Origin of the sequence: Clostridium sp. (assembly GCF_036642255.1) — a bacterium.
Taxonomy (GTDB): Bacteria; Bacillota; Clostridia; order Clostridiales; family Clostridiaceae; genus Clostridium_J.
In genome coordinates, this window is sequence record NZ_JAVWDJ010000019.1 from 42,439 (window position 1) to 63,630 (window position 21,192).

General features: G+C 31.4%; 15 protein-coding genes and 1 pseudogene. All 16 read right to left on the reverse strand.

All coding sequences use genetic code 11. The features are described 5' to 3' along the window. Positions 1-15: 15 nt before the first annotated feature. Positions 16-534 (reverse strand): annotated as a pseudogene (locus tag RR409_RS11820) (nicotinamide-nucleotide amidohydrolase family protein); the annotation flags it as partial. Positions 535-660: 126 nt separating this feature from the next. Then, positions 661-3,588, reverse strand: a complete 2,928-nt coding sequence (locus RR409_RS11825; protein WP_332557964.1) for an insulinase family protein — start codon at positions 3,586-3,588, stop codon at positions 661-663. Between the two features lie 329 nt (positions 3,589-3,917). After that, entirely contained in the window at positions 3,918-9,356 is a 5,439-nt protein-coding gene (locus RR409_RS11830; protein ID WP_332557965.1) for a diguanylate cyclase, read from the reverse strand. 153 nt (positions 9,357-9,509) lie between these two features. Then, positions 9,510-10,376 carry a methionyl aminopeptidase gene (locus RR409_RS11835; RefSeq protein WP_332557966.1) on the reverse strand — a complete coding sequence of 289 codons (867 nt, stop codon included), beginning with the start codon at positions 10,374-10,376 and terminating at the stop codon, positions 9,510-9,512. 226 nt (positions 10,377-10,602) lie between these two features. Continuing rightward, positions 10,603-11,256: an amidase domain-containing protein gene (locus RR409_RS11840; protein ID WP_332557967.1), complete on the reverse strand. Its 654-nt coding sequence runs from the start codon at positions 11,254-11,256 to the stop codon at positions 10,603-10,605. A 160-nt stretch (positions 11,257-11,416) separates the two neighbouring features. Next, positions 11,417-12,292 (reverse strand): DegV family protein, encoded by an 876-nt coding sequence (locus RR409_RS11845; RefSeq protein WP_332557968.1) that lies wholly within the window; start codon positions 12,290-12,292, stop codon positions 11,417-11,419. A 445-nt stretch (positions 12,293-12,737) separates the two neighbouring features. Further along, the gene (locus RR409_RS11850; protein ID WP_332557969.1) at positions 12,738-13,565 is read right to left on the reverse strand and encodes an acetyl-CoA carboxylase carboxyltransferase subunit alpha; all 828 of its coding nucleotides are present in this window, start codon (positions 13,563-13,565) and stop codon (positions 12,738-12,740) included. Between the two features lie 29 nt (positions 13,566-13,594). Further along, positions 13,595-14,455 (reverse strand): acetyl-CoA carboxylase, carboxyltransferase subunit beta, encoded by an 861-nt coding sequence (gene accD / locus RR409_RS11855; protein ID WP_332557970.1) that lies wholly within the window; start codon positions 14,453-14,455, stop codon positions 13,595-13,597. Between the two features lie 67 nt (positions 14,456-14,522). Next, positions 14,523-15,866, reverse strand: a complete 1,344-nt coding sequence (locus RR409_RS11860) for an acetyl-CoA carboxylase biotin carboxylase subunit (protein WP_332557971.1) — start codon at positions 15,864-15,866, stop codon at positions 14,523-14,525. A 23-nt stretch (positions 15,867-15,889) separates the two neighbouring features. Then, positions 15,890-16,327, reverse strand: coding sequence for a 3-hydroxyacyl-ACP dehydratase FabZ (gene fabZ, locus RR409_RS11865; protein ID WP_332557972.1), 438 nt, complete (start codon positions 16,325-16,327; stop codon positions 15,890-15,892). A gap of 10 nt (positions 16,328-16,337) precedes the next feature. Then, a complete protein-coding gene (gene accB, locus RR409_RS11870; RefSeq protein ID WP_332557973.1) occupies positions 16,338-16,832 on the reverse strand; it encodes an acetyl-CoA carboxylase biotin carboxyl carrier protein in 495 nt (164 codons plus the stop codon). A 2-nt stretch (positions 16,833-16,834) separates the two neighbouring features. Further along, the gene (gene fabF, locus RR409_RS11875) at positions 16,835-18,073 is read right to left on the reverse strand and encodes a beta-ketoacyl-ACP synthase II (RefSeq protein ID WP_332557974.1); all 1,239 of its coding nucleotides are present in this window, start codon (positions 18,071-18,073) and stop codon (positions 16,835-16,837) included. Between the two features lie 17 nt (positions 18,074-18,090). Then, on the reverse strand, positions 18,091-18,831 hold the full coding sequence (gene fabG / locus RR409_RS11880) for a 3-oxoacyl-[acyl-carrier-protein] reductase (protein WP_332557975.1): 741 nt from the start codon (positions 18,829-18,831) through the stop codon (positions 18,091-18,093). Positions 18,832-19,014: 183 nt separating this feature from the next. Next, on the reverse strand, positions 19,015-19,947 hold the full coding sequence (fabD, locus tag RR409_RS11885; protein WP_332557976.1) for an ACP S-malonyltransferase: 933 nt from the start codon (positions 19,945-19,947) through the stop codon (positions 19,015-19,017). Between the two features lies 1 nt (position 19,948). Further along, the gene (gene fabK / locus RR409_RS11890; protein WP_332557977.1) at positions 19,949-20,899 is read right to left on the reverse strand and encodes an enoyl-[acyl-carrier-protein] reductase FabK; all 951 of its coding nucleotides are present in this window, start codon (positions 20,897-20,899) and stop codon (positions 19,949-19,951) included. Positions 20,900-20,950: 51 nt separating this feature from the next. After that, the gene (gene acpP / locus RR409_RS11895) at positions 20,951-21,184 is read right to left on the reverse strand and encodes an acyl carrier protein (RefSeq protein WP_332557978.1); all 234 of its coding nucleotides are present in this window, start codon (positions 21,182-21,184) and stop codon (positions 20,951-20,953) included. Between the last annotated feature and the right edge of the window lie 8 nt (positions 21,185-21,192).

The following is a 21,192-nucleotide window of genomic DNA, read 5'->3' on the forward strand; positions in this document are numbered from 1 at the left end:
GTAAATTTCCAAATGTTAATCTCTTTTACACAATAATTCATGCCTTAACATATTAAGTAAAGTATTAGTGGCCCCTTCTCTTATTTTTTGTCTATCTCCATGAAATCTTAACTCTGTTGTAATTACCTCTCCTTTATAACAAATCCCAACATAGACAAGCCCCACTGGCTTTTTCTCCGTTCCTCCACCTGGTCCTGCTATCCCTGTAGTAGATAGTCCTATATGTGAGCCTGATGTCTTAGCTATGCCTATAGCCATTTCTTCTGCTACTTCATGACTTACTGCACCATATTTTTTTAAAGTTTCCTCTTTTACCCCGAGTCTTGAAATTTTAGCCTCATTACTATAAGATACTACTCCTTCAAGAAATGAAGATGAAATTCCTGGATAATTAATTAATTTTGCTGCTACCATTCCTCCTGTGCATGACTCTGCAGTAGAAATTGTTAAGCTATTTTTAACCAAGAACTCACCTAAAACATCCTCTAATAAAGTATCCTCTTCTTTGTATACATAGTTACCTAATATTTCACGTTTCATGCTGTTGCCTCCTATTCTAATAATTCATATACTAATTCTTTCTGCCCTTCTATAAATAGACTTAATAAGTTACCTATAAACAAGGTAAGCTCCAATCCATAAGGATTAGAGCTTATAATTTTATTTAAATACACTTTCTAAATTATTAAACAATTCCTTATTATCTTTAATCTTAGCATCATTTCCTAACACTGCAAAGAAATTTTTATCCATAACGTGTTTTAATAAATCTTCGAAAGATTTAATGTCATTTACTGTGGTTGCCAGAACCTGCTCTCTTTCCCTTTGTCTATCTTCCTTAGAGATTCCTCTTATATACATACTAACGGCCTTTTCACCCTTCATGGAAGGTGTTAGAGGAGAATCAAGTTCACTAATAGTTCCTATAATATATTTTATCATTTCTCGTTCATCTGCTTCAAAGATTGCCACATAGTCAACGGCTTTATTATAAGCTTCTAAAGTCTCTACTAGATTTGGATCCCTATAGGATACAAATACTAAATTTCCACTTCTCACAAGAGTAGCAAAACCTCCATATGCGCCTCCTTGAACACGAACTTTATTCCACAAATAGTCTAAACTTATTATGGTTTTTAAAACTAATAACTTACCAGTATATTCATATCCAAGCTTTCTAAAGTTATAACCTTTAGCAACGTATTGGACATTAGAAGGAGTTAATAATCCTTCATTTTTCTGGCTTTCACTAAAGCTGTAGCTTTGTTTATGAACTACATTATTTTCTACAGAATCCAAAATGAGCTGAAGATTATCTTTAAGTATATTGTATTCTTCTTCTTCTCCTGTAACCGTAGCAATAATATTATCTTTATTAAATATAACTTTCATCACATCATAGAGCTTACACACTACTTTATCAATATTTTCATCAAAGTTTTCTTCAATATTCTTTAAGAACTTATAGTACTCATATCCACTTGTATGCTCAAGGTACAAGGATGCTGGTGTAAAATAAGAGGCTAGTCTTACTGTGGCTACCTGATGACCTCTTTCAATAAGTCTACCTTCTATCCTTGATTTTAACATTTGAATTATTTCTTTTATTCTCTTTTTATCACTGAATACGGTATTTTTAATTATTTCCCCCACAAGTTCTAATGCTTTTGGGACTTTATCTACTACCGCCTTACAATGTGCTTCTAAGAATGGATGATAATTAAGTAACTCTTTATCATCTCCATAAACCTCTGACTTAAAGTATATACCGCCAGTATTAATTAGAACTTCATTAGATAAATCTATATAACTGTGATTTTTAGTTTCTACTTTTCCTAGTAAATTTGATAATAAACTAATGTAAGGTATATCTTCTTCTTTAACGCAGTTAGTATTAAACATAAAGCTTATATAAGCAATTTTACTTGTAAAAGTTTTATGATGAAGTATCTTAATTTCATTTTCCTTATGTTCTTCAATATCAAGAACTTCAACTTTCTTATCAATATCCTCTAAGGATAATACTGGTATAGTTTCTAAGGCTTCCTTAGAATCTGGAGTGTTTTGTCTTTCCATCAAGGACTTTGTCTCTTTAATTATATTTTCTATGCCTTCTTCACTTAAGCCTTCCTTATATTTTCTAAGCTTTTCTGCTAAGGCCTTTTCCTTTTCATCTGCTAATCCCTTTTTAGGCTTTAAAATTAATAAAGATGAGTGAGTGTTATTCAAAATATATTTTTCAATTAACTCCTCAAAATAATTAGAATTAAGTGCAGTTTTCATCTGCTCTAGCATAGCATTATATTTTAAATGAATTAATGGACACTTATCGTAAAGCCAACTATCCATAGCAGTTATATAGTAAAATAACCCTTTAGGAAATCCTTGTAAATCTGCTTCTCTTAACTTAAATTCTGTAATATTAATACAAGCTTCTATAAGCTTTTTATCTATCCCATTGTTAACTAAGTCCTTCAGTGTATCAAAGATTACCTTCTTAAAATCTTCCTTCTTATTTTCCTCTGTATTTTTAGCTATAATACTAAATATTGGTTGAAGTATACCACTATCTAAGCTGCCAAATACGTCTTTACCAATTCCTGCATCAAGAAGTGCCTTTTTAAGTGGTGCTCCCTGAGTTTCAAGAAGCAAATATTCAATAGTTTCCATTGCAAGATGTATTTCAGGATCTGTACCTCTACCTGTAGCAAGATTTAAAGCTAAAAAAGTTTTTTCCTTATCACTATCTTCATTGGATATAGAGTATTCTTCAATTATCTCCTTCATTTCATCAAATGGTTTTTGGAGATTTATTGAAGAATCAATTTCTTTTACATCAAAGTTTCTTAAATAATTATCATTGATAAAAGCTAGGGATTTATATAAATCTAAATTTCCATACAAGAAAATATAGCTATTAGATGGATGATAGTATTTTGTGTGGAAACCTAAGAATTCTTCATGACTTAAATCTGGAATAAATTCTGGATCTCCACCAGATTCATATCCATAAGTATTATCAGGAAAGAGAGTTTCTTGCACCTTTCTCATTAGCACTCCTTCAGGAGATGAGAAGGCACCCTTCATCTCGTTATAAACAACTCCTTTATACTTTAAATCATCTTCCTTATTTTCAAGTTCATAGTGCCATCCTTCTTGCATTAAGATTTCTGGCTGACTATAAATATTAGGATAAAACACTGCATCTAGATACACATCCATTAAATTGAAAAAGTCTTTTTCATTTTTACTTGCTAAAGGATAAATAGTTTTATCTCCATAAGTCATAGCATTTAAAAAGGTGTTTAGTGATCCCTTAATAAGTTCAACAAAAGGTTCCTTTGTAGGAAATTTTCTTGAGCCACAAAGAACACTATGCTCAAGTATGTGAGCAACACCAGTGCTATCCTGTGGTGGTGTCCTAAATCCTATGGAAAACACCTTGTTATCATCGTCATTTTCTAAATACAAAAGCCTAGCACCACTTTTTTCATGATAAAACACCTTAGCATTTGAATTAATTTCTTCTACATATTCTGTATTGTTTAGCTTAAATCCATGATATAATCCACCTATTTTATATTCCATAATAATCCTCCCGATTGACTTTAATATATTTAAATTTCAACCTTTTTTATCGTATTTACTTCTTTTAAAAAATAATATCTTATTTAATTAGTTTTATATCTATATATTCCCTAAGTAGGTTTAAACCTATACAAAGTTATTTTAGAGTTTTTTATTAATTAACTTTTTAAATCAGTTAGAATAATAAATGCCTCTCTAAAGTTTCTATCAAAAATAAATTATCATTACCTTTTCGCATGATAATTCTCCTCATAGATTAAATAACCAATATACTTAATGATTATTTAATCTATAAAAATAGGGCATTTCAGCCCTATTAAAACTTCTATTTATAAAATAGTAGTAATGATTTTACCTAGTGTACTGACAAAATTTAATTCATCCCCATTAAACTCTTTAACTTCATGAGAAACTGACAAATATAGCACTGCTAATACACACTCTGCCTTTTTAATTGGTATTACCATAATGGATTTCCAATCTGGAATAATATTTAAAGAGTCGTACTCACTTATGTTGTCCCAATCTATAGAGCACACATTTTCTCCAGAAGCTATTGAATTATAAATAATATTTTCATTGAATGATTCTAAAGTACCCCATTCTGGTAAAAATTTCTTTCTTACAAAGGTATTCACTATATTATTATCTTCTAGTAAGAATAACCCTGCATTTTCAGATTCAGTAACTTCGATAATTTTTCCCAAGATACTATAAATCTTATTTTCAATTGTTTTATTCTCATTTATTAAATCAACAATTTCAACTAAGGTTGATACATTTCTAAAATCTTGGTTAGTGCTTCCTGTAAGAATTCCACTTAACCTGTTTGTAGTATTTCCTTTAAGTGAATAGGTTTCATTCCACACCTTATAGATGTTTCTTCCATTATTTTTGGCTGCGTAAAGTGCCTGATCTGCTTTCTCAACTAATTCTTCGTAATTAACTGAATGATGTGGGTAATTTGATATGCCAAGACTTATAGTAACATCTCTCTTATCTCCTAGTATTTTACCTTGTTCAATCTTACCCCTAATCTTTTCTGCTACTTGCTTAGCTCCCTCAACGTCTGTATCCGGAAGTATAACTATAAATTCTTCTCCACCATATCTCCCAACCAAATCTCTTTGTCTAATATTATTCATAACAATTTCACATAGCTTTTGTAGAACTTTATCTCCTGCTCTATGACCAAAATTATCATTGATATCTTTAAACTTATCTAAATCAAACATTAAAAGTGAAAATTGAGTATTTAATTCACATGCTCTATCAATTTGATTTTGAATCAATCTTTCAAGTTGTTTTCTTGTAAAGGTACCCGTAAGCTTATCGATACTTGAGCTAATTGTGGTATTATGTTTATCTATAACAACACCTAATATCTTACTAAGTACTGTACACTCATCAATTGTATTATCATTAATATTATTAAGAATTCTTTCTGATTCAATATAAACATAACCAAGTACATTATCATTATAATAATATATATCTGAATCCCTTTTATACTTGTCTATTAGATCTAATTTTGAATCCATTACTATGGGTATACACATAGCAGCTCTCACATTATTACTGGATATCTTGCAGGAGTTCAAATTTAAACCTTCCAAAAAGTTATCCTTACTAAGTATTGGCTTTAAAGAATCCCTACATCTTTCAACAATACTTAGGTCCTTTGGCAGTTCATTATCTTTACCACTGCTTGCAAGCACTTGAAACTTCTTATCAACTTCTATAATTACACTTGCCTTTGTTGCTAAGGTAGTATAGCTCATATATTGTATGATTAATTCCATATTCTTAATACTATTGAGACTTAACTTATCGATGAGCTCTCCAAATTCCTGAATATCTTCTCCAATGGATAAAGCCCATATCTTTTTCAATGTTCTCATGAATTTTTTATTTTTTAATATTTTATTATCATTTAAGTAATTAAATAGTATCTCAATATCGCTTTCATTATTTACATATATTCTAGAATTAACAGCTTTTGAAAATAGTTTATTATTTTCAAAATAATTTTCTATATCAATAAATCTCATGAAAGGCTTAATCATATTGTTACTATTTATAAAGGTCACTCTATATTCTTTAGGTACCTGAAGTACTAAATCAGCAATAATTCCACAAGCTTCAAAGTAGTACGTAACAGCATATGAGTATTCCTTTTTTCTAAAATAATAATTACCTATTTCTGAATATATCCTCCAAAGAATATGTGTTTGTTCGTGTTTATTACAAATATCTGTAGCCTTCATCAGCTCTTCAATATTAATGTTACTACTTAAAATATTTTGCAGATATAGCTTATTGCAAATTAGTCTATTATTCTTACTTTCCATATTATTATTTTCCATAAACTCATAGATTTTCTTTGCCTCAATAATAAATCCTAAGTCTCTTAGTATAATTATACATTCGTACAAAATAGCTAATTTACTATCCATGCCAGTAATCTTTTCACTTATTTCTAGCAATTCTTTAATGATATTTCCTGTAAAACTTTTATTTATCATTAAATTTGCAAACAAGCGTAAAACTTCAAGTTCCCATTTTAGTATTGAATCTGAACTTTCATAAATCTTGGCCGCCTTTTCAATATACTCACTAGCTTTTTCCTTATTTCCAAATATGAAGTTCAATCTGAATGCCAAAAGATAGAAAGGTCCTACTTCTTGTCCTTGATTTTGACCATTTCGTAGCTGATCCTCACAAAGTGAGTAGTATCTATGTGCTTCACCATAATTTCCAAATTTGAAGGAAATATTCCCTAGGTAAGTATATCCATAAAAAATCATACTATTATAGTCGTATTTCTTTGCCTTGTTAACAGCTTTAATAAAGTACTCGTAAGCATAATCGTAATTCTGAAGTGTAAAGTTAGTAAATCCAATGTTACTTAGGGCAATTATTTCATCATATATATCATTGTGTTCTTTACTAAGTTTATAGACCTTTTCAAAACATTTTAGTGCTTCTTCATTGTCTTGTAAATAATCACTATAAATTACCCCTAAACTATTCATAATCTTAACTATTCCAGTATGATAATTAGTTTCATAACACTGCTTAAGACATTGATTTAGATTTTTCAAAGCTTCCTGGATCTTACTTCTAACTATAAGCACATTAGAATAATAGGTGTTAAATATAACCTTATGCTTTATATATTTATCCCCACAAAGCTTAATCCCTTCAGTACAAGTATTATAAGATTCCTCATATCTTTGTTCATTAAATGCTTTTTGACAGATAATTTTTAAATAGTTTAATTTACCTTCAGTATATTCAATTGCACTTAAAAGCCTTTTAACCTTTACTAAATACTCATCTACTAGGATTTCTTCACCAGTAAGAAAAATTATATCGATTATTTTAAATATTATATCTATCTGTTCCTTGATAAGTTCACTTTTTTCAGCTATTTCCTCTGCTTCAGTATAATAGCAAAGTGCTTCTGCTCTTCCACCTTCTTCAGAGTAAAGATCTCCAATTTTTATTAATAAATTTAGTTTATTATTTAGAGTTGAGCCTTCTTGGTCTAAAAATCGTTCTTCTACTAATTGTATTGCTTTAGAAAGATTTTTTATACCTTCTGCTCTATTTTTTAAAGTTATCATTATCTCTGCATTTTCTAAGTAATAATATAGAAGTTTATTATACTGATCTGACTTTTCTAGATGGTAAATCATTTCATTTATTAAGTTATTATCATTTTCCTCATAGTATTTACTTAGTATTCCAGAAGCTAATCTATGTTTTTCTCTCTTTTCTTCTTTATCAATACTTTCATAAATAAAAGCTTTTAAAAACCTATTATAAAAGTCGTAAACAAAACCTCTATCTTCAATTTTTCTACATAGTAACCCTTTACTGATTAGGTCATCTATCTTAATTGAAATATCCGTATCATGCTCATTTATAAATTCTCTTATAACCTCCATAGATATAGCACTTTCAAATATGGAAATAATAGATAAAACCTCTAAAGAAATCTTGTCTATCTTTCCCATTTGATTCCTATAAGCTTCATACATATTTTGTGGAAGGAAAAATTTATCATCGTCTAACTTGTACCACTTGCCACTATTCTCCTCTACATATATCATTTTCCTTAGAAATATATCTTTCATTGTCTCTTCTATAAATAAGGGATTCCCTCTAGTATGCCTATATATGTTTTCTGTAAATTTAACAAAAGGAACTGCTATGTTTAGTATCTCTTTTATCATAAATCCTGCCTGATCAGTGGTTAGTGGTTTTAATAATAATTCAAGTCTCACGCTATCTCTCACGTTAGATAAGAACTCCATAAATTTTTTGTTCTCTAAACACTCACCATCACAGTAGGAAAATAAAATCATTATTTTTGTGCCTTTATTATATTTACTCATTAGGTAAAAAAAGAAATCTAATGTAAATTCATCTGCCTTATCTAAATCATCTATTATGATTACTCCTTGTTTATCTGAAAAAAACTCTTCTAGGAATGAAGCAAGCCTACTTATTAACCTATATTTTTCCTTATTACCTTTTAAAGGATTATTAGCTAAAAGGTTTTTCCTTTCTGATAACTCTGGTACAAACTTTCCTATTTCAAAAGCATATTTATTTTTCAACTCACTATTGGCCATGGGAATTATTTGCCTTAGTATATCAACTAAGGATTTGTTGGAATAATCATCATTTACTTTTCCGTTATTAAAGGAAAAAATTGCGTAATCATCTCCTAAAGCCGAGATATAATTGATATGTCTTAGCAGCCTGGTTTTTCCGATGCCCATCTCTCCATGAACTGCTACAACATTTTTTGTTAAATTATACTTAAATACAGATTCTTTTACTGATAATATTGAGGAAATTTCCTCTTCTCTACCAATAATTCTTATATCAAAGTTTAGTTTTTCCATTTCACTTTTGCTATGAGCTCTATAACTTGTACCATATCTATTATTAATATCCTCAATTATCATATCTATAGTGCTATATCTATTCTCAGAATTCAAACTTATCATCTTTAATATAATTGCATATATTTTGCTACTTAAAATTTCACCCTCTGCATTACATCCACAGTTTTGAATATCATTAACAACCTCAGCTACTTGCCTTTTACTCTCATATAGGCCATTACTCTTTAAACTTAAAATTAAAAGAATAATTCCTAAAGAATATATTTGTGAAGAAATACTTATGATACCATTGCTGATACTCTCTGGTGACTTAAATAAATTGACAAATTCTAGTTCTGAATTAAATTCATTTTTTTCTAGCTCCGTAGTAATAGTATCCTTTAACTTTATAATGAAGTCCTTATCTTTAATATAAATATTATCAATATTTAATTCACTGTATGGGCCTCCAGAATTATCAAAATACTTTACCGCCTTGCATATATTTACAAAACATTTCACTAAATGTTTTTCCGATAATTCGTAATTTATATTTAGTACTTTTTCTTTATCATTCACATATTCAGTAGTATAGTAATAGGTTTTTTGATATGACTTTTTATTATCTATTTGCTTTACAGTACCAAATTCAATTGCTTCTATCATATGATTATTATTTAGACTTCCTAAGTTTTCAAATTTAAGAGTACAATAATCAATAAAATCTTTTGATACATACTTTGAATTAAGAATGTATAGTTTTACAGTTATAAAACCCTTTTGAATATCTAGGGCTTCATAGATAGAATATAATCTACTTTGCTTTAATCTATTTACAATTCTATATCTATTGTTAACAATATCCATTCTTAACTCTCCCCCCACACATATACTACCCCACAAATATTATAACATAATTTACCATAAAAATGAATTAACTTCCACATGATTTAGCATTACTTATCTTTATTATATTTCCCTTTTTAATAATTATGATTTTTAAGAAACCTATTCTTTATATTATGTTAATACTTCACATCCATCTTCTGTTACTCTAATAGTATGTTCCCATTGAGCCGATAACGATCCATCAGCGGTAATAGCAGTCCATTCATCTTCGAGCACAACTGTTTCTGGTCTCCCAATATTTATCATAGGCTCTATGGTAAATATCATATTAGGAAGTAATATCATTCCTTCACCCTTTTTCCCTATATGCGGAACGAATGGCTCTTCATGAAATTCATTACCAATACCATGACCACCATACTCATATACTACAGAATATCCATGAGCTTCTGCATGACTTTGAATTGCATGACCTATATCGCCAAGAGTGTTATAAGGCTTAACTTGTTCTATTCCTAAATTTAAACATTCCTTTGCTACTCTTACTAGTTTTTTCGCCTCCTCTGTTGCATTCCCAATTACATAAGTCCTATTTGAATCCCCATAATATCCATCTAGAATACAAGTAACATCTACATTTACAATATCTCCATCATTAATTATCTTATTATCATCAGGAATTCCATGGCAAACTACTTCATTTATTGACACACATGTACTCTTTGGAAATCCATTATATCCAAGTGGTGCTGGATATGCGCCATGTTCTACAGTATAGTCATGGACCCACCTATTAATTTCTTCTGTGGTTATGCCTACCTTAATTTTCTCTCCTACCATATCTAAAATTTCACTAGTTAGCTTACAACTCTTTCTTATTCCTTCTATATCTTTTTCATTTTTTATACTTTCTCGTGGTATTACATATCCTAATTCAACTTCTAACTTTGATATCTTTGCATCTTCTTCCATATGGCATTTCTTATACTTCTTTCCACTACCACACCAACATAAATCATTTCTATTTATTTTATCCATATTAATTCCTCCAAAATTTATAGTTTTATATCTTCACACAAAATTCAACCTACATATAGACTTCAATTTTAACTCTTTAACAAAGCATAATTGATAACCATGCATAATTAAAATGTCCTCAAAATTTATATATTACATAAATAATATTTAGTGCAATATCTATATTATAGTATAAGTGAAAGAAAAATAAACAAAAAGAAGAGGTAGAACATTGCTCTACCCCACCTTAGAAACGATAAATATAAATACGTCTTCTATCTTTATCTTTTAACAAAGAAAAGTATTCATATAAAGAAACATTCTTTCTATTTGCAGTATGCTGCGCCATAAATAGATCGTTTCTGCCTTTAACTGTATTATATCCCTTTGCATGTATTACTTGAGTGTGATAGGGCAAATTACCTTTCTTAGGGTCACCGTACTGAATTACATCACCAATTTCTAAAATATTATATAACCCTTGGAAATTTGCAATAGCATCTAACAATTTCATTTCCTTATATTCCCTTGCTGCATTACTTCCTATACCATTTTCATTTCCCCAATGCCTTCTAAAATATCTTGCACTTCTCCATGTCAAGGATATCTGTGCTAAGTTCCTTGGGTTGTTTGTATAACAAAACCAATTCTGAAACTTTGTGTAATCATTCCCTATCATCATCATTCCACCAGCTCTAAGAACCTGTGATATAAAGTTGGTGCAATCATCATCCTTAAAAAGTGGATACTGTTTTGTATTTGGTGACAGTGCATATGCTTCTGCATATGCTTTAGCGGCATTTCTATTATATACAATGACTTGCCTATCGCTTATCTCATGGTCAAATAATGATTCAATCGTAGCTTTTTTAGCATTTATTAATATTTCTCTAGTATTCATAACTACCTCCTAGTGAATTATAAATAAAAGGGTTAATAACTGTATATGCATCTTTTCTACGATTGACATTGTTTTTATAAATAAAATTCATTCAAATACTTTTCGAAAATAATAGGCCTCCACCTTATTAAGATGAAAGACCTATCCCTAAAAATATATTTTACTCTCTTTCTTTACCAACAAAGTATAGTCCTACTAGACCTGCACCTGTGTGACTTGCAACAGTAGGTCCTTCAAAATTAATTATGCATTCTTTCACATTCCCGTTTTCCCTGCAAAGCTTCTCAAGTGCTAGAGCATCTTCCAAACAATCTCCATGAACTATAGTAATAGTTTGCATTTCATTTTTGTCTGACCTTTCTATAAATTTTTCTGCAAGCGCAGCAATAGCCTTCTTACGTCCTCTTACTTTAGTTAGTGGAATAAGCTTTCCTTCATTATTCATATGAAGTATTGGCTTAACACTTAATAAAGTTCCTACAGCAGCAGCCGTAGCTGATACTCTTCCCCCTCTTTTTAGATGATTTAAATCATCTACAGTGAAATAAAGATTAACTTTTAGCTTTGTTTCTTCTGCAAAGGCTATAACTTCATCCTTAGATTTTCCTTCCCTTATCTTCTCGTAAGTTAAGTAACAAAGAAGCCCAAGGCCTAAACTTGCACATAATGAGTCAATTATTGTAATGTCACAGCTTTCATATTCCTCTTTAAGGTTAAGCACTGCTCTTCTAGCATTATCTATTGTTCCTGTAAGTCCAGAAGATAATCCAATATATATAATGGATTTGTTTTCTTCCACTAGTGGCCTAAAAAGCTCTTCAAATCTAAATACGTTAATTTGAGATGTTGTTGGCATCTCACCACTTCTTAATCCTTCATAAAATTCCTTTATGTTTAAAGTTTTTCCAAAATCATCTTCTATATCTTTACCTTTAAAGTGACAAACTATTGGTGCCCAAACAACATTTTCTTGTTGAATAAATTCAAGTGGTAGAGCAGAGGCCGAATCAACCACTAAAATTATATTTTTATCCATTTCACTTCACCCTCTCACGTTTATAATCATTACCTTTTATTTTATGTCTAATGTATTTACTTTTTTCAAATAATCAAAACTTTCACAAATATTTATGTATTTATATTATCTTATCACAAATTCCATATTAAGTAAATTTGAAAGTTATTTATAAGTTTATAAGAGTAAACTTTATCCATAAGCATTATTATTTTAACATACTTTATCTTAAAAACTAATTTTCTACAATTAAATAATGAACAAGTTCATTTTGTTAAAGAATTTTGGAAGGAGATTTAGGTCCCACTCCAAAGTTTAATTTTCTGACTAAAACTGCCATCTAAATAGTATGGTGGAATCCTCCTTGAAAAATGCCGTTAAAGTCTAAAAATAAGCTTATATATTAAGATATATTTTTATAAAAAAGAGACTAACCCTAAAAGTTAGTCTCTTTTTGGAATTTTAATTATACAGTTTCTTCTAAAAACTTTCCAATTTTTCTAAATTTATAATAGCGTTTCGTAAGTAAAGAGTCCATTGTTTCACTCTTTAATCTTTCTAGCGCTTCCTCAAGATTTTTAGAAATAGCCTTTGCAGTCTTTTCTAAATCTGCCTGAGCACCACCTGATGGCTCTTTAATCATTCTATCTATTATCTCAAAGTCCAATAAATCCTTTGAAGTTATTTTCATTTTTTCTGCTGCTTCTTTTGCTTTTGTAGCATCTTTATAAAGAATACTAGCAAAACCTTCGGGAGAAAGAATTGAATAAATTGAATGCTCTAACATCCAAACTTCGTCACCTACAGCAAGTGCTAAAGCTCCCCCACTTCCACCTTCTCCAATGATAATAGAGATTATTGGACATTTTAAAGAGCTCATTTCCATTAAATTTCTTGCAATAGCTTCTCCTACTCCTCTTTCTTCAGCCTCAATACCACAAAAGGCTCCTGGAGTATCAATAAAGGTGATCACTGGTCTTCTGAATTTTTCTGCTTGCTTCATTAATCTTAAGGCTTTTCTATACCCTTCAGCCTTAGGCATTCCAAAGTTCCTAGCGATATTTTCTTTTGTATTATTTCCCTTTTGAATACCAATAACTGTTACAGGCATTCCTTTAAACTCGCATATTCCCCCTACAATAGCTGAATCATCAGCGTAGTTTCTATCACCTTTAAGTTCTATAAAATTATCAAATATATTTCCTATATAATCTAAAGAAGTTGGCCTAGAAATAGCTCTTGCCATATTGACTTTATCCCAGGCTGTAATCTTCATTTTAATGTTACTTTCCATATCTACCACTCCTATAGCCAGGCACTTATTTAAACCCTATGAAACCTTAGCATTGTACCCAAAGTCTCTTTAAGCTCACTTCTTTTTACTATTCTATCTACGAAACCTTTTTTCTGAAGGAATTCCGCCTTTTGAAAATCATCTGGAAGATTTTCTTTAATAGTCTGCTCTATTACTCTTCTACCTGCAAATCCAATTAGTGCATTTGGCTCTGATAAAATTATATCTCCAAGCATGGCAAAACTAGCTGTAACTCCCCCAGTTGTTGGGTCAGTAAGTACTGTAATGTAAAGAAGCCCCTTTTGATTATGAGCAGAAATAGCACTTGAAGTTTTGGCCATTTGCATTAAAGAGAATATTCCCTCCTGCATTCTGGCACCACCAGAACAAGTAAAAATTATAATAGGAAGAGATCTTTCAGTAGCAAATTCAACAGCTCTGGTTATTTTTTCACCAACAACACTACCCATACTTCCCATCAAAAATCTACTATCCATTACTGCTATAACTGTGAGATTATTATTTATCTTCCCATATCCTGTTACTACAGCCTCTTTAAGTTCTGTTGATTTTTTTAGCTTTTCTAGTTTTTCTTCATATCCATTAAACTCTAGTGGGTTACAGCTATGAAGATTTTTGTGTAGCTCTACAAAAGTTCCATCATCAATTATTTGCTCAATTCTTTCTCTTGCAGTTAACCTAAAATGATGGCTACAATATATGCACACCTTTTTATTATCCTGTAGATCATTCTTATATAAAATTTTTCCACAGCCTTCACATTTTACCCACAATCCATCAGGGATTGTGGGTTTATTTTCTTCCTTTTGTGGATTATTTTTAACTTCAATATATACATTTTTTTTAAATAACCTTTTAAGTTCTAACATACAATTACCTCTCTTAGGTTACGTATAAAGCATCCGAAATAAAATAACTCGCCAATGATGCTCATCACTATAATTTTAACTCACTACTTATAAAACTTGTATCAAAGTCTCCACTAATAAATTTTTCATTTGATAGTATTTCAAGATGTAAATCAATATTAGTGTGAATTCCTTCTATAATAAACTCACTTAAGGCTCTTTTCATCTTATTTATAGCTTCATCCCTATCTTTGCCATGGACAATAAGTTTTCCCACCATAGAATCATACACTGATGGAATCTTATATCCTTGATATACTCCTGAATCTAGTCTTACACCATTTCCACCTGGAATTAATAAACTCTTTATTTCCCCTGGAGAAGGCATAAAGTTCTTATAAGGATTTTCTGCATTAATTCTACATTCTATAGCATGGCCTCTTAGAACTATATCTTCTTGTTTAAAGCTAAGTGCTTCACCATAAGCTACTCTAATTTGCTCCTTAATTAAGTCTATACCTGTTATCATTTCTGTTACTGGATGCTCTACCTGTATTCTTGTATTCATCTCCATAAAATAGAAGTTTAAATCTTTATCAACTAAAAATTCGATAGTTCCTGCATTTTTGTACCCTATAGCCTTAGCAGCACGCACTGCAGTTTCTCCCATTTCTTTTCTTAATTTTTCAGTTAATACTACAGATGGTGCCTCTTCTAAAACCTTTTGATTTCTTCTTTGTACAGAGCATTCTCTTTCTCCTAGATATACTACATTACCATGGCTATCACCTAATAATTGTATCTCTATGTGCCTTGGTTTTTCTACAAACTTTTCTATATACATAGAATCATCATTAAAGGAAACTTTTGCTTCACTTTTTGCAGTGTTGAATTCTTTTATTACATCCTTAGGGTCCCTTACTATTCTAATTCCTTTTCCACCACCACCGGCAGAAGCTTTTATCATAATAGGAAATCCTATAGAATTTGCTACTTTTACTGCTTCTTTTTCGTCCTTTACAATACCTTTAGATCCTGGTACCACTGGTACCTTAGCTTCTATCATTATTTCCTTAGCCCTAGATTTATTTCCCATATTCTCGATATTATCTGAAGATGGTCCAATAAAGTTAATATTGCATTCTTCACACATCTTTGCAAACTTTGGATTTTCTGATAGGAATCCAAAGCCAGGATGTATAGCTTCAGCACCTTTTAAAATCGTGGCACTTAATATATTCTTTTCATTTAAATAACTCTCCCTTGAAGGTGCTGGTCCTACACAAACAGCCTCATCAGCTAATTGAGTATGTAATGCATCTCTATCCGCTTCTGAGTAAATTGCTACTGTTTGTATTCCCATTTCTCTGCAAGCTCTAATTATTCTAACGGCAATTTCTCCTCTGTTAGCAATTAATATTTTTTTGAACATATTATTACCTTCCTAACTTAAGATTACATACCCACAGCAAAGGTAAGTTCACATTCACAAGCAACTTCTCCATCTACTGTAGCTAATGCTTTTCCTATTCCTACAGGTCCCTTCATTTTTATAATTTCAACCTGTAACTTTAGAGTATCTCCTGGAACTACTTTTCTTCTAAATCTAGCTTCTTTTATTCCGCCAAAATAAGCTATCTTTCCTCTAAACTTCTCACTATGAAGTAAAGCTACTGCTCCAACTTGAGCTAAGGCTTCTACTATTATTACTCCAGGTAACACTGGTTCTTCTGGAAAGTGTCCTTGAAAGAAGTATTCATTCATAGTTACATTCTTGTATCCTATTGCACTTTTGCCACTTTCTAGTGACTCAATATAATCTATAAATAGGAAAGGATATCTATGAGGAATTATTTCTTGTATTTCCTTTATATTCAAAGCAACATTTTTCATAATTAATCTCCTAAAGCTTTATTTTAAATAGTGGCTCACCATACTCAATCATTTGGCCATTCTTAGCCAAAATTTCTACTATTGTTCCTTCTACTTCACCTTCGATTTCATTCATAAGCTTCATAGCCTCCACAATGCAAAGTACAGTTCCTTTTTCTACTTTATCTCCCACCTTTACAAAGGCATCAGAATTTTCACTTGGTGAAGTGTAGAATGTTCCTACCATTGGTGACTTTACTATAAATAAATCTTCATTTGCAATTTCCTCGTTAATAATTTCTTGTTTAACTTGTGGCTTATTAACTTCATTGCTACTACTATCTATGACTAAAGGATTTTCTCTTGCTTCTATATAGTTTGATCTATCTACTGTAGCTTCACTTAGAACTACCTTAGTAGCAGACTTACTCATTCTAATTTTCATATCACTAGTTTCAAGCTCTAGCTCGTTAACTGTGGAATCACTTAACGCTTTTATTAGCTGTTCTACTGCTTTATAATCCATGACTATTCCTCCCACTTCTTAAATAGCAATGTAGCATTATGTCCACCAAACCCTAAGGAGTTAGACATAGCATAGTTAAGTTCAGCTTCTCTTCCTACATTTGGAACATAATCAAGATCGCAATCTTCATCCTTTTCTTTAAATCCAATAGTTGGAGGAATGAAGCCTTCTTGTAAAGCCTTTACACATACTATGGCTTCTACTGCTCCTGCTGCCCCTAAAAGGTGCCCAATCATTGACTTTGTTGAACTTACTGGTACTTTATAAGCCTTCTCTTTAAAAAGATTTTTGATAGCTATGGTTTCAAACTTATCATTAAATGGAGTACTTGTTCCATGGGCATTAATGTATGAAACTTCCTCTAGTCCTATCTTTGCTTCTTTTACAGCTAGTTCCATAGCTTTTCTAGCACCTTCACCATCATTAGCTGGTTGAGTGATATGATAAGCATCACAAGTAGTTCCATAACCAACAATTTCACCGTATATTTTTGCATTTCTCTTTTGAGCGTGCTCTAAGCTTTCAAGAATTAATATCCCTGCTCCCTCTCCCATTACAAAGCCATTTCTCTCTTTATCGAAAGGTATGGATGCTCTCTTAGGATCCTCGCTTCTGCTTAATGCTGTTAGAGAAGTAAATCCTGCTACTGCTGTTTCAGTAATTGGAGCTTCACAACCACCAGCTATCATAATATCAGCTCTGTCAGCTTTTATCATTTCAAAAGCTTCTCCAATGCTATTAGTTCCTGTAGCACAAGCAGTAACCACTGAAAGGCAAGGTCCTTTTGCATTGTATTTTATTCCAATATGTCCACTGGCAATATTTGCAATCATCATTGGTACCATAAAAGGAGATACCCATTTTGGCCCTTTATTTAAAAGCTTATTATGCTCGCTTTCTAAGGTATATAATCCACCAATTCCTGACCCTACTACTATACCAAATCTTTCTGAATCAACAGCTTCTAAATCTAACCCTGAAGCCTTTATTGCCTCTTCACTTGCTACCATAGCATATTGAGTATATTTATCCATTCTCTTAATTTCTTTTTTATCTATTGCAACTTCTGGGTTAAAGTCCTTTACTTCTGCAGCTAACTTCACTTTAAAGTTTTCAGTGTTTATAGTTTTAATAAAATCAATACCACAAACCCCTTGTTTAACTCCGTTCCAGAACGTGTTTACATCATTACCTATAGGAGTTACAGCTCCCATTCCTGTGATTACAACTCTTTTTGCCATTTAAATTCCTCCTAATCCTACATTACCATTCCGCCATCAACATGTACAACTTGACCTGTGATATAACTTGCCATATCAGATGCTAAAAATAGAGCAAGATTTGCTACATCTTCACCTTTTCCAAAAGCTTTAAGTGGTATACTATTTAACATTGTTTCCTTAACTTTATCACTTAAAACCTCTGTCATATCACTTTCAATAAATCCAGGTGCTATAGCATTTACAGTAATACCTCTTGACCCTACTTCTTTTGCAATAGATTTTGTAAGTCCAATCACTCCAGCTTTAGAGGCTGCATAATTTGCCTGACCACCATTTCCTATTACTCCTACCACAGAAGAAATATTTATAATTCTTCCACCTTTAGCCTTTATCATTTTTGAAATAACAGCTTTTGATGTGTTGAAAGTACCCTTAAGATTTGTATTTATAACAGAATCGAAATCTTCTTCCTTCATTCTCATAAATAAACCATCTTTGGTTATCCCTGCATTATTAACTAGAATATCTATAGTTTTAAATTCGTTTATAGCAGTATTAATAAGAGTTTCTGCATCTTCAAGTTTGCTGATGTCGCCTTTTACTTTTATAGCTTTAACACCATATTCTTCAATTTCACTAATTAAACTATCTGCAAGTTCATCATTGCTTCTATAATTAATAACTACATTAGCGCCATTCTTTGCAAAAGCTAATGCTATTGCTCTACCAATGCCTCTGCTTGCACCTGTTATAATTGCATTTTTTCCTTTTAACATAATTTACTCTCCTATTGTTCAATTATTAAATAATTAACAAATTAACTTAGATTAAATAATAACTATTTTTGTTTTGTTCAACCAATTATTTGCGAAGATTTGGCTCCCACCTTTTACTGATTTAATCATTAAATATGATGAGAGACTTATCTTTCGTCAATACCTTAAAAGTTGTTGGTACTTTTATTGTAAGGCTTCTAAAACTTTATTAAGTGAGGCTAAATCCTCTACGTTATAAACCTTTAAGCTTCTATCTATTTTCTTTACAAAGCCACTTAGTGCCTTTCCTGGACCTACCTCAATAAATGTGTCAATACCCTCACTAATCATAGTAGTTATAGATTTTTCCCATTGAACTGAACTTCTTACTTGGTTCTTTAATATATCTTTAAGATTTTCTGTACTTTCTAAAATTTCACCAGTGATATTTGGTATAAAAGCCACCTTAAAATCATTAAAGTTTATATCATTTAATTCTTCTCTTAATCTATTTGAAGCATTTAATAAAAGATCTGTATGGAATGCACCACTTACAGGAAGTTTAATAACTTTTTTTGCTCCTTTTTCATTACAAAGCTCTACAGCTTTATTTAAAGGTTTAATTTCCCCGGCAATTACAATTTGCCCAGGGCAGTTATAATTAGCAATTGATATGACCCCTAAGTCTTCACATTCATCACAGATTTTCTTCAAGACATCCGCAGAAAGACCTAATACTGCTGCCATTTCACCTTTGCTTTTATCACTGTCTTCCTTCATGAATCTTCCTCTTTTTTCTACTACCTTTAAGCCATCTTCAAGAGAAAGTGCCCCACTCGCAACTAGTGCCGAATATTCTCCAAGACTTAGTCCAGCTACCGCCTGTGGAATTATATCAAATTTCTTTAGAACCTCAAGAGCTGCTATAGAAGTAGTTAAAATTGATACTTGAGTGTTATCAGTGCTTGCCAACTCCTCTGCAGGACCTTGAAAGCAAAGGTCAGATATGTTTCTATTTAAAACTTTTTCAGCTTTATCAAATACCTCTTTTGCCTCATTAAAACTATCATATAGTTCCTTACCCATGCCTACATATTGAGCTCCTTGACCTGGAAATATAAATCCAACTTTTTTCATGTTATCCTCCAAAATTAAGTGAAGTCACTTTTTCTAAAACCTCTTTAGCTCCATTAACTAAATCTTTTATGATTTCTTCACAACTTTCTTCCTTACTGATAAGACCAGCTATTTGTCCTGCCATTACTGAACCGTTATCTATATCTCCCTCAACAACAGCCTTTCTAAGTGCTCCTGATCCTAATCTTTCAATTTCCTCAAAAGAAGCAGCTTGCTTTTCTAAATTAACAAACTCTCTTGATAGTTTATTTCTAAGTACTCTTACAGGATGACCAGTGCTTCTTGCCGTTACCACAGAGTCTATATCCTTAGCACTAATAACTTTTTTCTTGTAATTTTCGTGAACTGTGCATTCTTTGGCCACTAAAAATCTTGTACCAACTTGAACTCCTTTAGCTCCAAGCATTAGCGCTGCTGCCATTCCTCTTCCATCTCCAACACCACCAGCTGCTACCACTGGAATGCTTACGCTATCTACTACTTGAGGTACTAATGACATAGTGGTAAGTTCTCCAATATGTCCACCAGCTTCCATTCCTTCAGCAATAACTATGTCTGCTCCACTTCTTTCCATTCTCTTTGCTAAAGCCACTGAGGCAACAACTGGAATTACCTTAATATTATGACTTTTCCACATATCCATATATTTTCCAGGGTTTCCAGCTCCAGTAGTTACAACTTTAACCCCTTCCTCACAAACTATCTCTGCTATTTTATCCGCATGTTCACTTAACAACATGATATTTACACCAAAAGGTTTATCTGTAAGTTCCTTGGTCTTTTTAATTTCTTTTCTTATATTTTCAGGGGTATTATTACCTGCTGCAATAATTCCTAGACCTCCTGCATTGGACACTGCACTGGCTAAGCTACTATCTGCTATCCATGCCATTCCTCCCTGAATAATGGGATATTTAATTCCAAGTATTGAGCATATATCTGATTTAATCATGTTTACCTCCTATAGTTAAGGTCAGATAGTTCTTCCATCTGACCTTAAACTTTACTCTTCAATCTTAGACTTAACGTAATTAACTATTTCTTGTATAGTTTTGATGTTTTCAATATCCTCATTTGGAATTTCTATTTCAAATTCCTCTTCTAAACTCATAACTATTTCAAATATTTCTAAGGAATCTACTCCTAAATCATCTGAGAAATTTGAATCTAACTTAATCTCATCTACCTCCATTGATAACTGATCTGCTACTACCTTTTTAACTTTTTCTAATATCATTTTATATT

Bases quoted from the DNA above. Each gene is read 5' to 3' on its own strand.
- RR409_RS11825 (WP_332557964.1), bottom strand. From the start codon at position 3,588: ATGGAATATAAAATAGGTGGATTATATCATGGATTTAAGCTAAACAAT.
- RR409_RS11830 (WP_332557965.1), bottom strand. From the start codon at position 9,356: ATGGATATTGTTAACAATAGATATAGAATTGTAAATAGATTAAAGCAA.
- RR409_RS11835 (WP_332557966.1), bottom strand. From the start codon at position 10,376: ATGGATAAAATAAATAGAAATGATTTATGTTGGTGTGGTAGTGGAAAG.
- RR409_RS11840 (WP_332557967.1), bottom strand. From the start codon at position 11,256: ATGAATACTAGAGAAATATTAATAAATGCTAAAAAAGCTACGATTGAA.
- RR409_RS11845 (WP_332557968.1), bottom strand. From the start codon at position 12,292: ATGGATAAAAATATAATTTTAGTGGTTGATTCGGCCTCTGCTCTACCA.
- RR409_RS11850 (WP_332557969.1), bottom strand. From the start codon at position 13,565: ATGGAAAGTAACATTAAAATGAAGATTACAGCCTGGGATAAAGTCAAT.
- accD (WP_332557970.1), bottom strand. From the start codon at position 14,455: ATGTTAGAACTTAAAAGGTTATTTAAAAAAAATGTATATATTGAAGTT.
- RR409_RS11860 (WP_332557971.1), bottom strand. From the start codon at position 15,866: ATGTTCAAAAAAATATTAATTGCTAACAGAGGAGAAATTGCCGTTAGA.
- fabZ (WP_332557972.1), bottom strand. From the start codon at position 16,327: ATGAAAAATGTTGCTTTGAATATAAAGGAAATACAAGAAATAATTCCT.
- accB (WP_332557973.1), bottom strand. From the start codon at position 16,832: ATGGATTATAAAGCAGTAGAACAGCTAATAAAAGCGTTAAGTGATTCC.
- fabF (WP_332557974.1), bottom strand. From the start codon at position 18,073: ATGGCAAAAAGAGTTGTAATCACAGGAATGGGAGCTGTAACTCCTATA.
- fabG (WP_332557975.1), bottom strand. From the start codon at position 18,831: ATGTTAAAAGGAAAAAATGCAATTATAACAGGTGCAAGCAGAGGCATT.
- fabD (WP_332557976.1), bottom strand. From the start codon at position 19,947: ATGAAAAAAGTTGGATTTATATTTCCAGGTCAAGGAGCTCAATATGTA.
- fabK (WP_332557977.1), bottom strand. From the start codon at position 20,899: ATGATTAAATCAGATATATGCTCAATACTTGGAATTAAATATCCCATT.
- acpP (WP_332557978.1), bottom strand. From the start codon at position 21,184: ATGATATTAGAAAAAGTTAAAAAGGTAGTAGCAGATCAGTTATCAATG.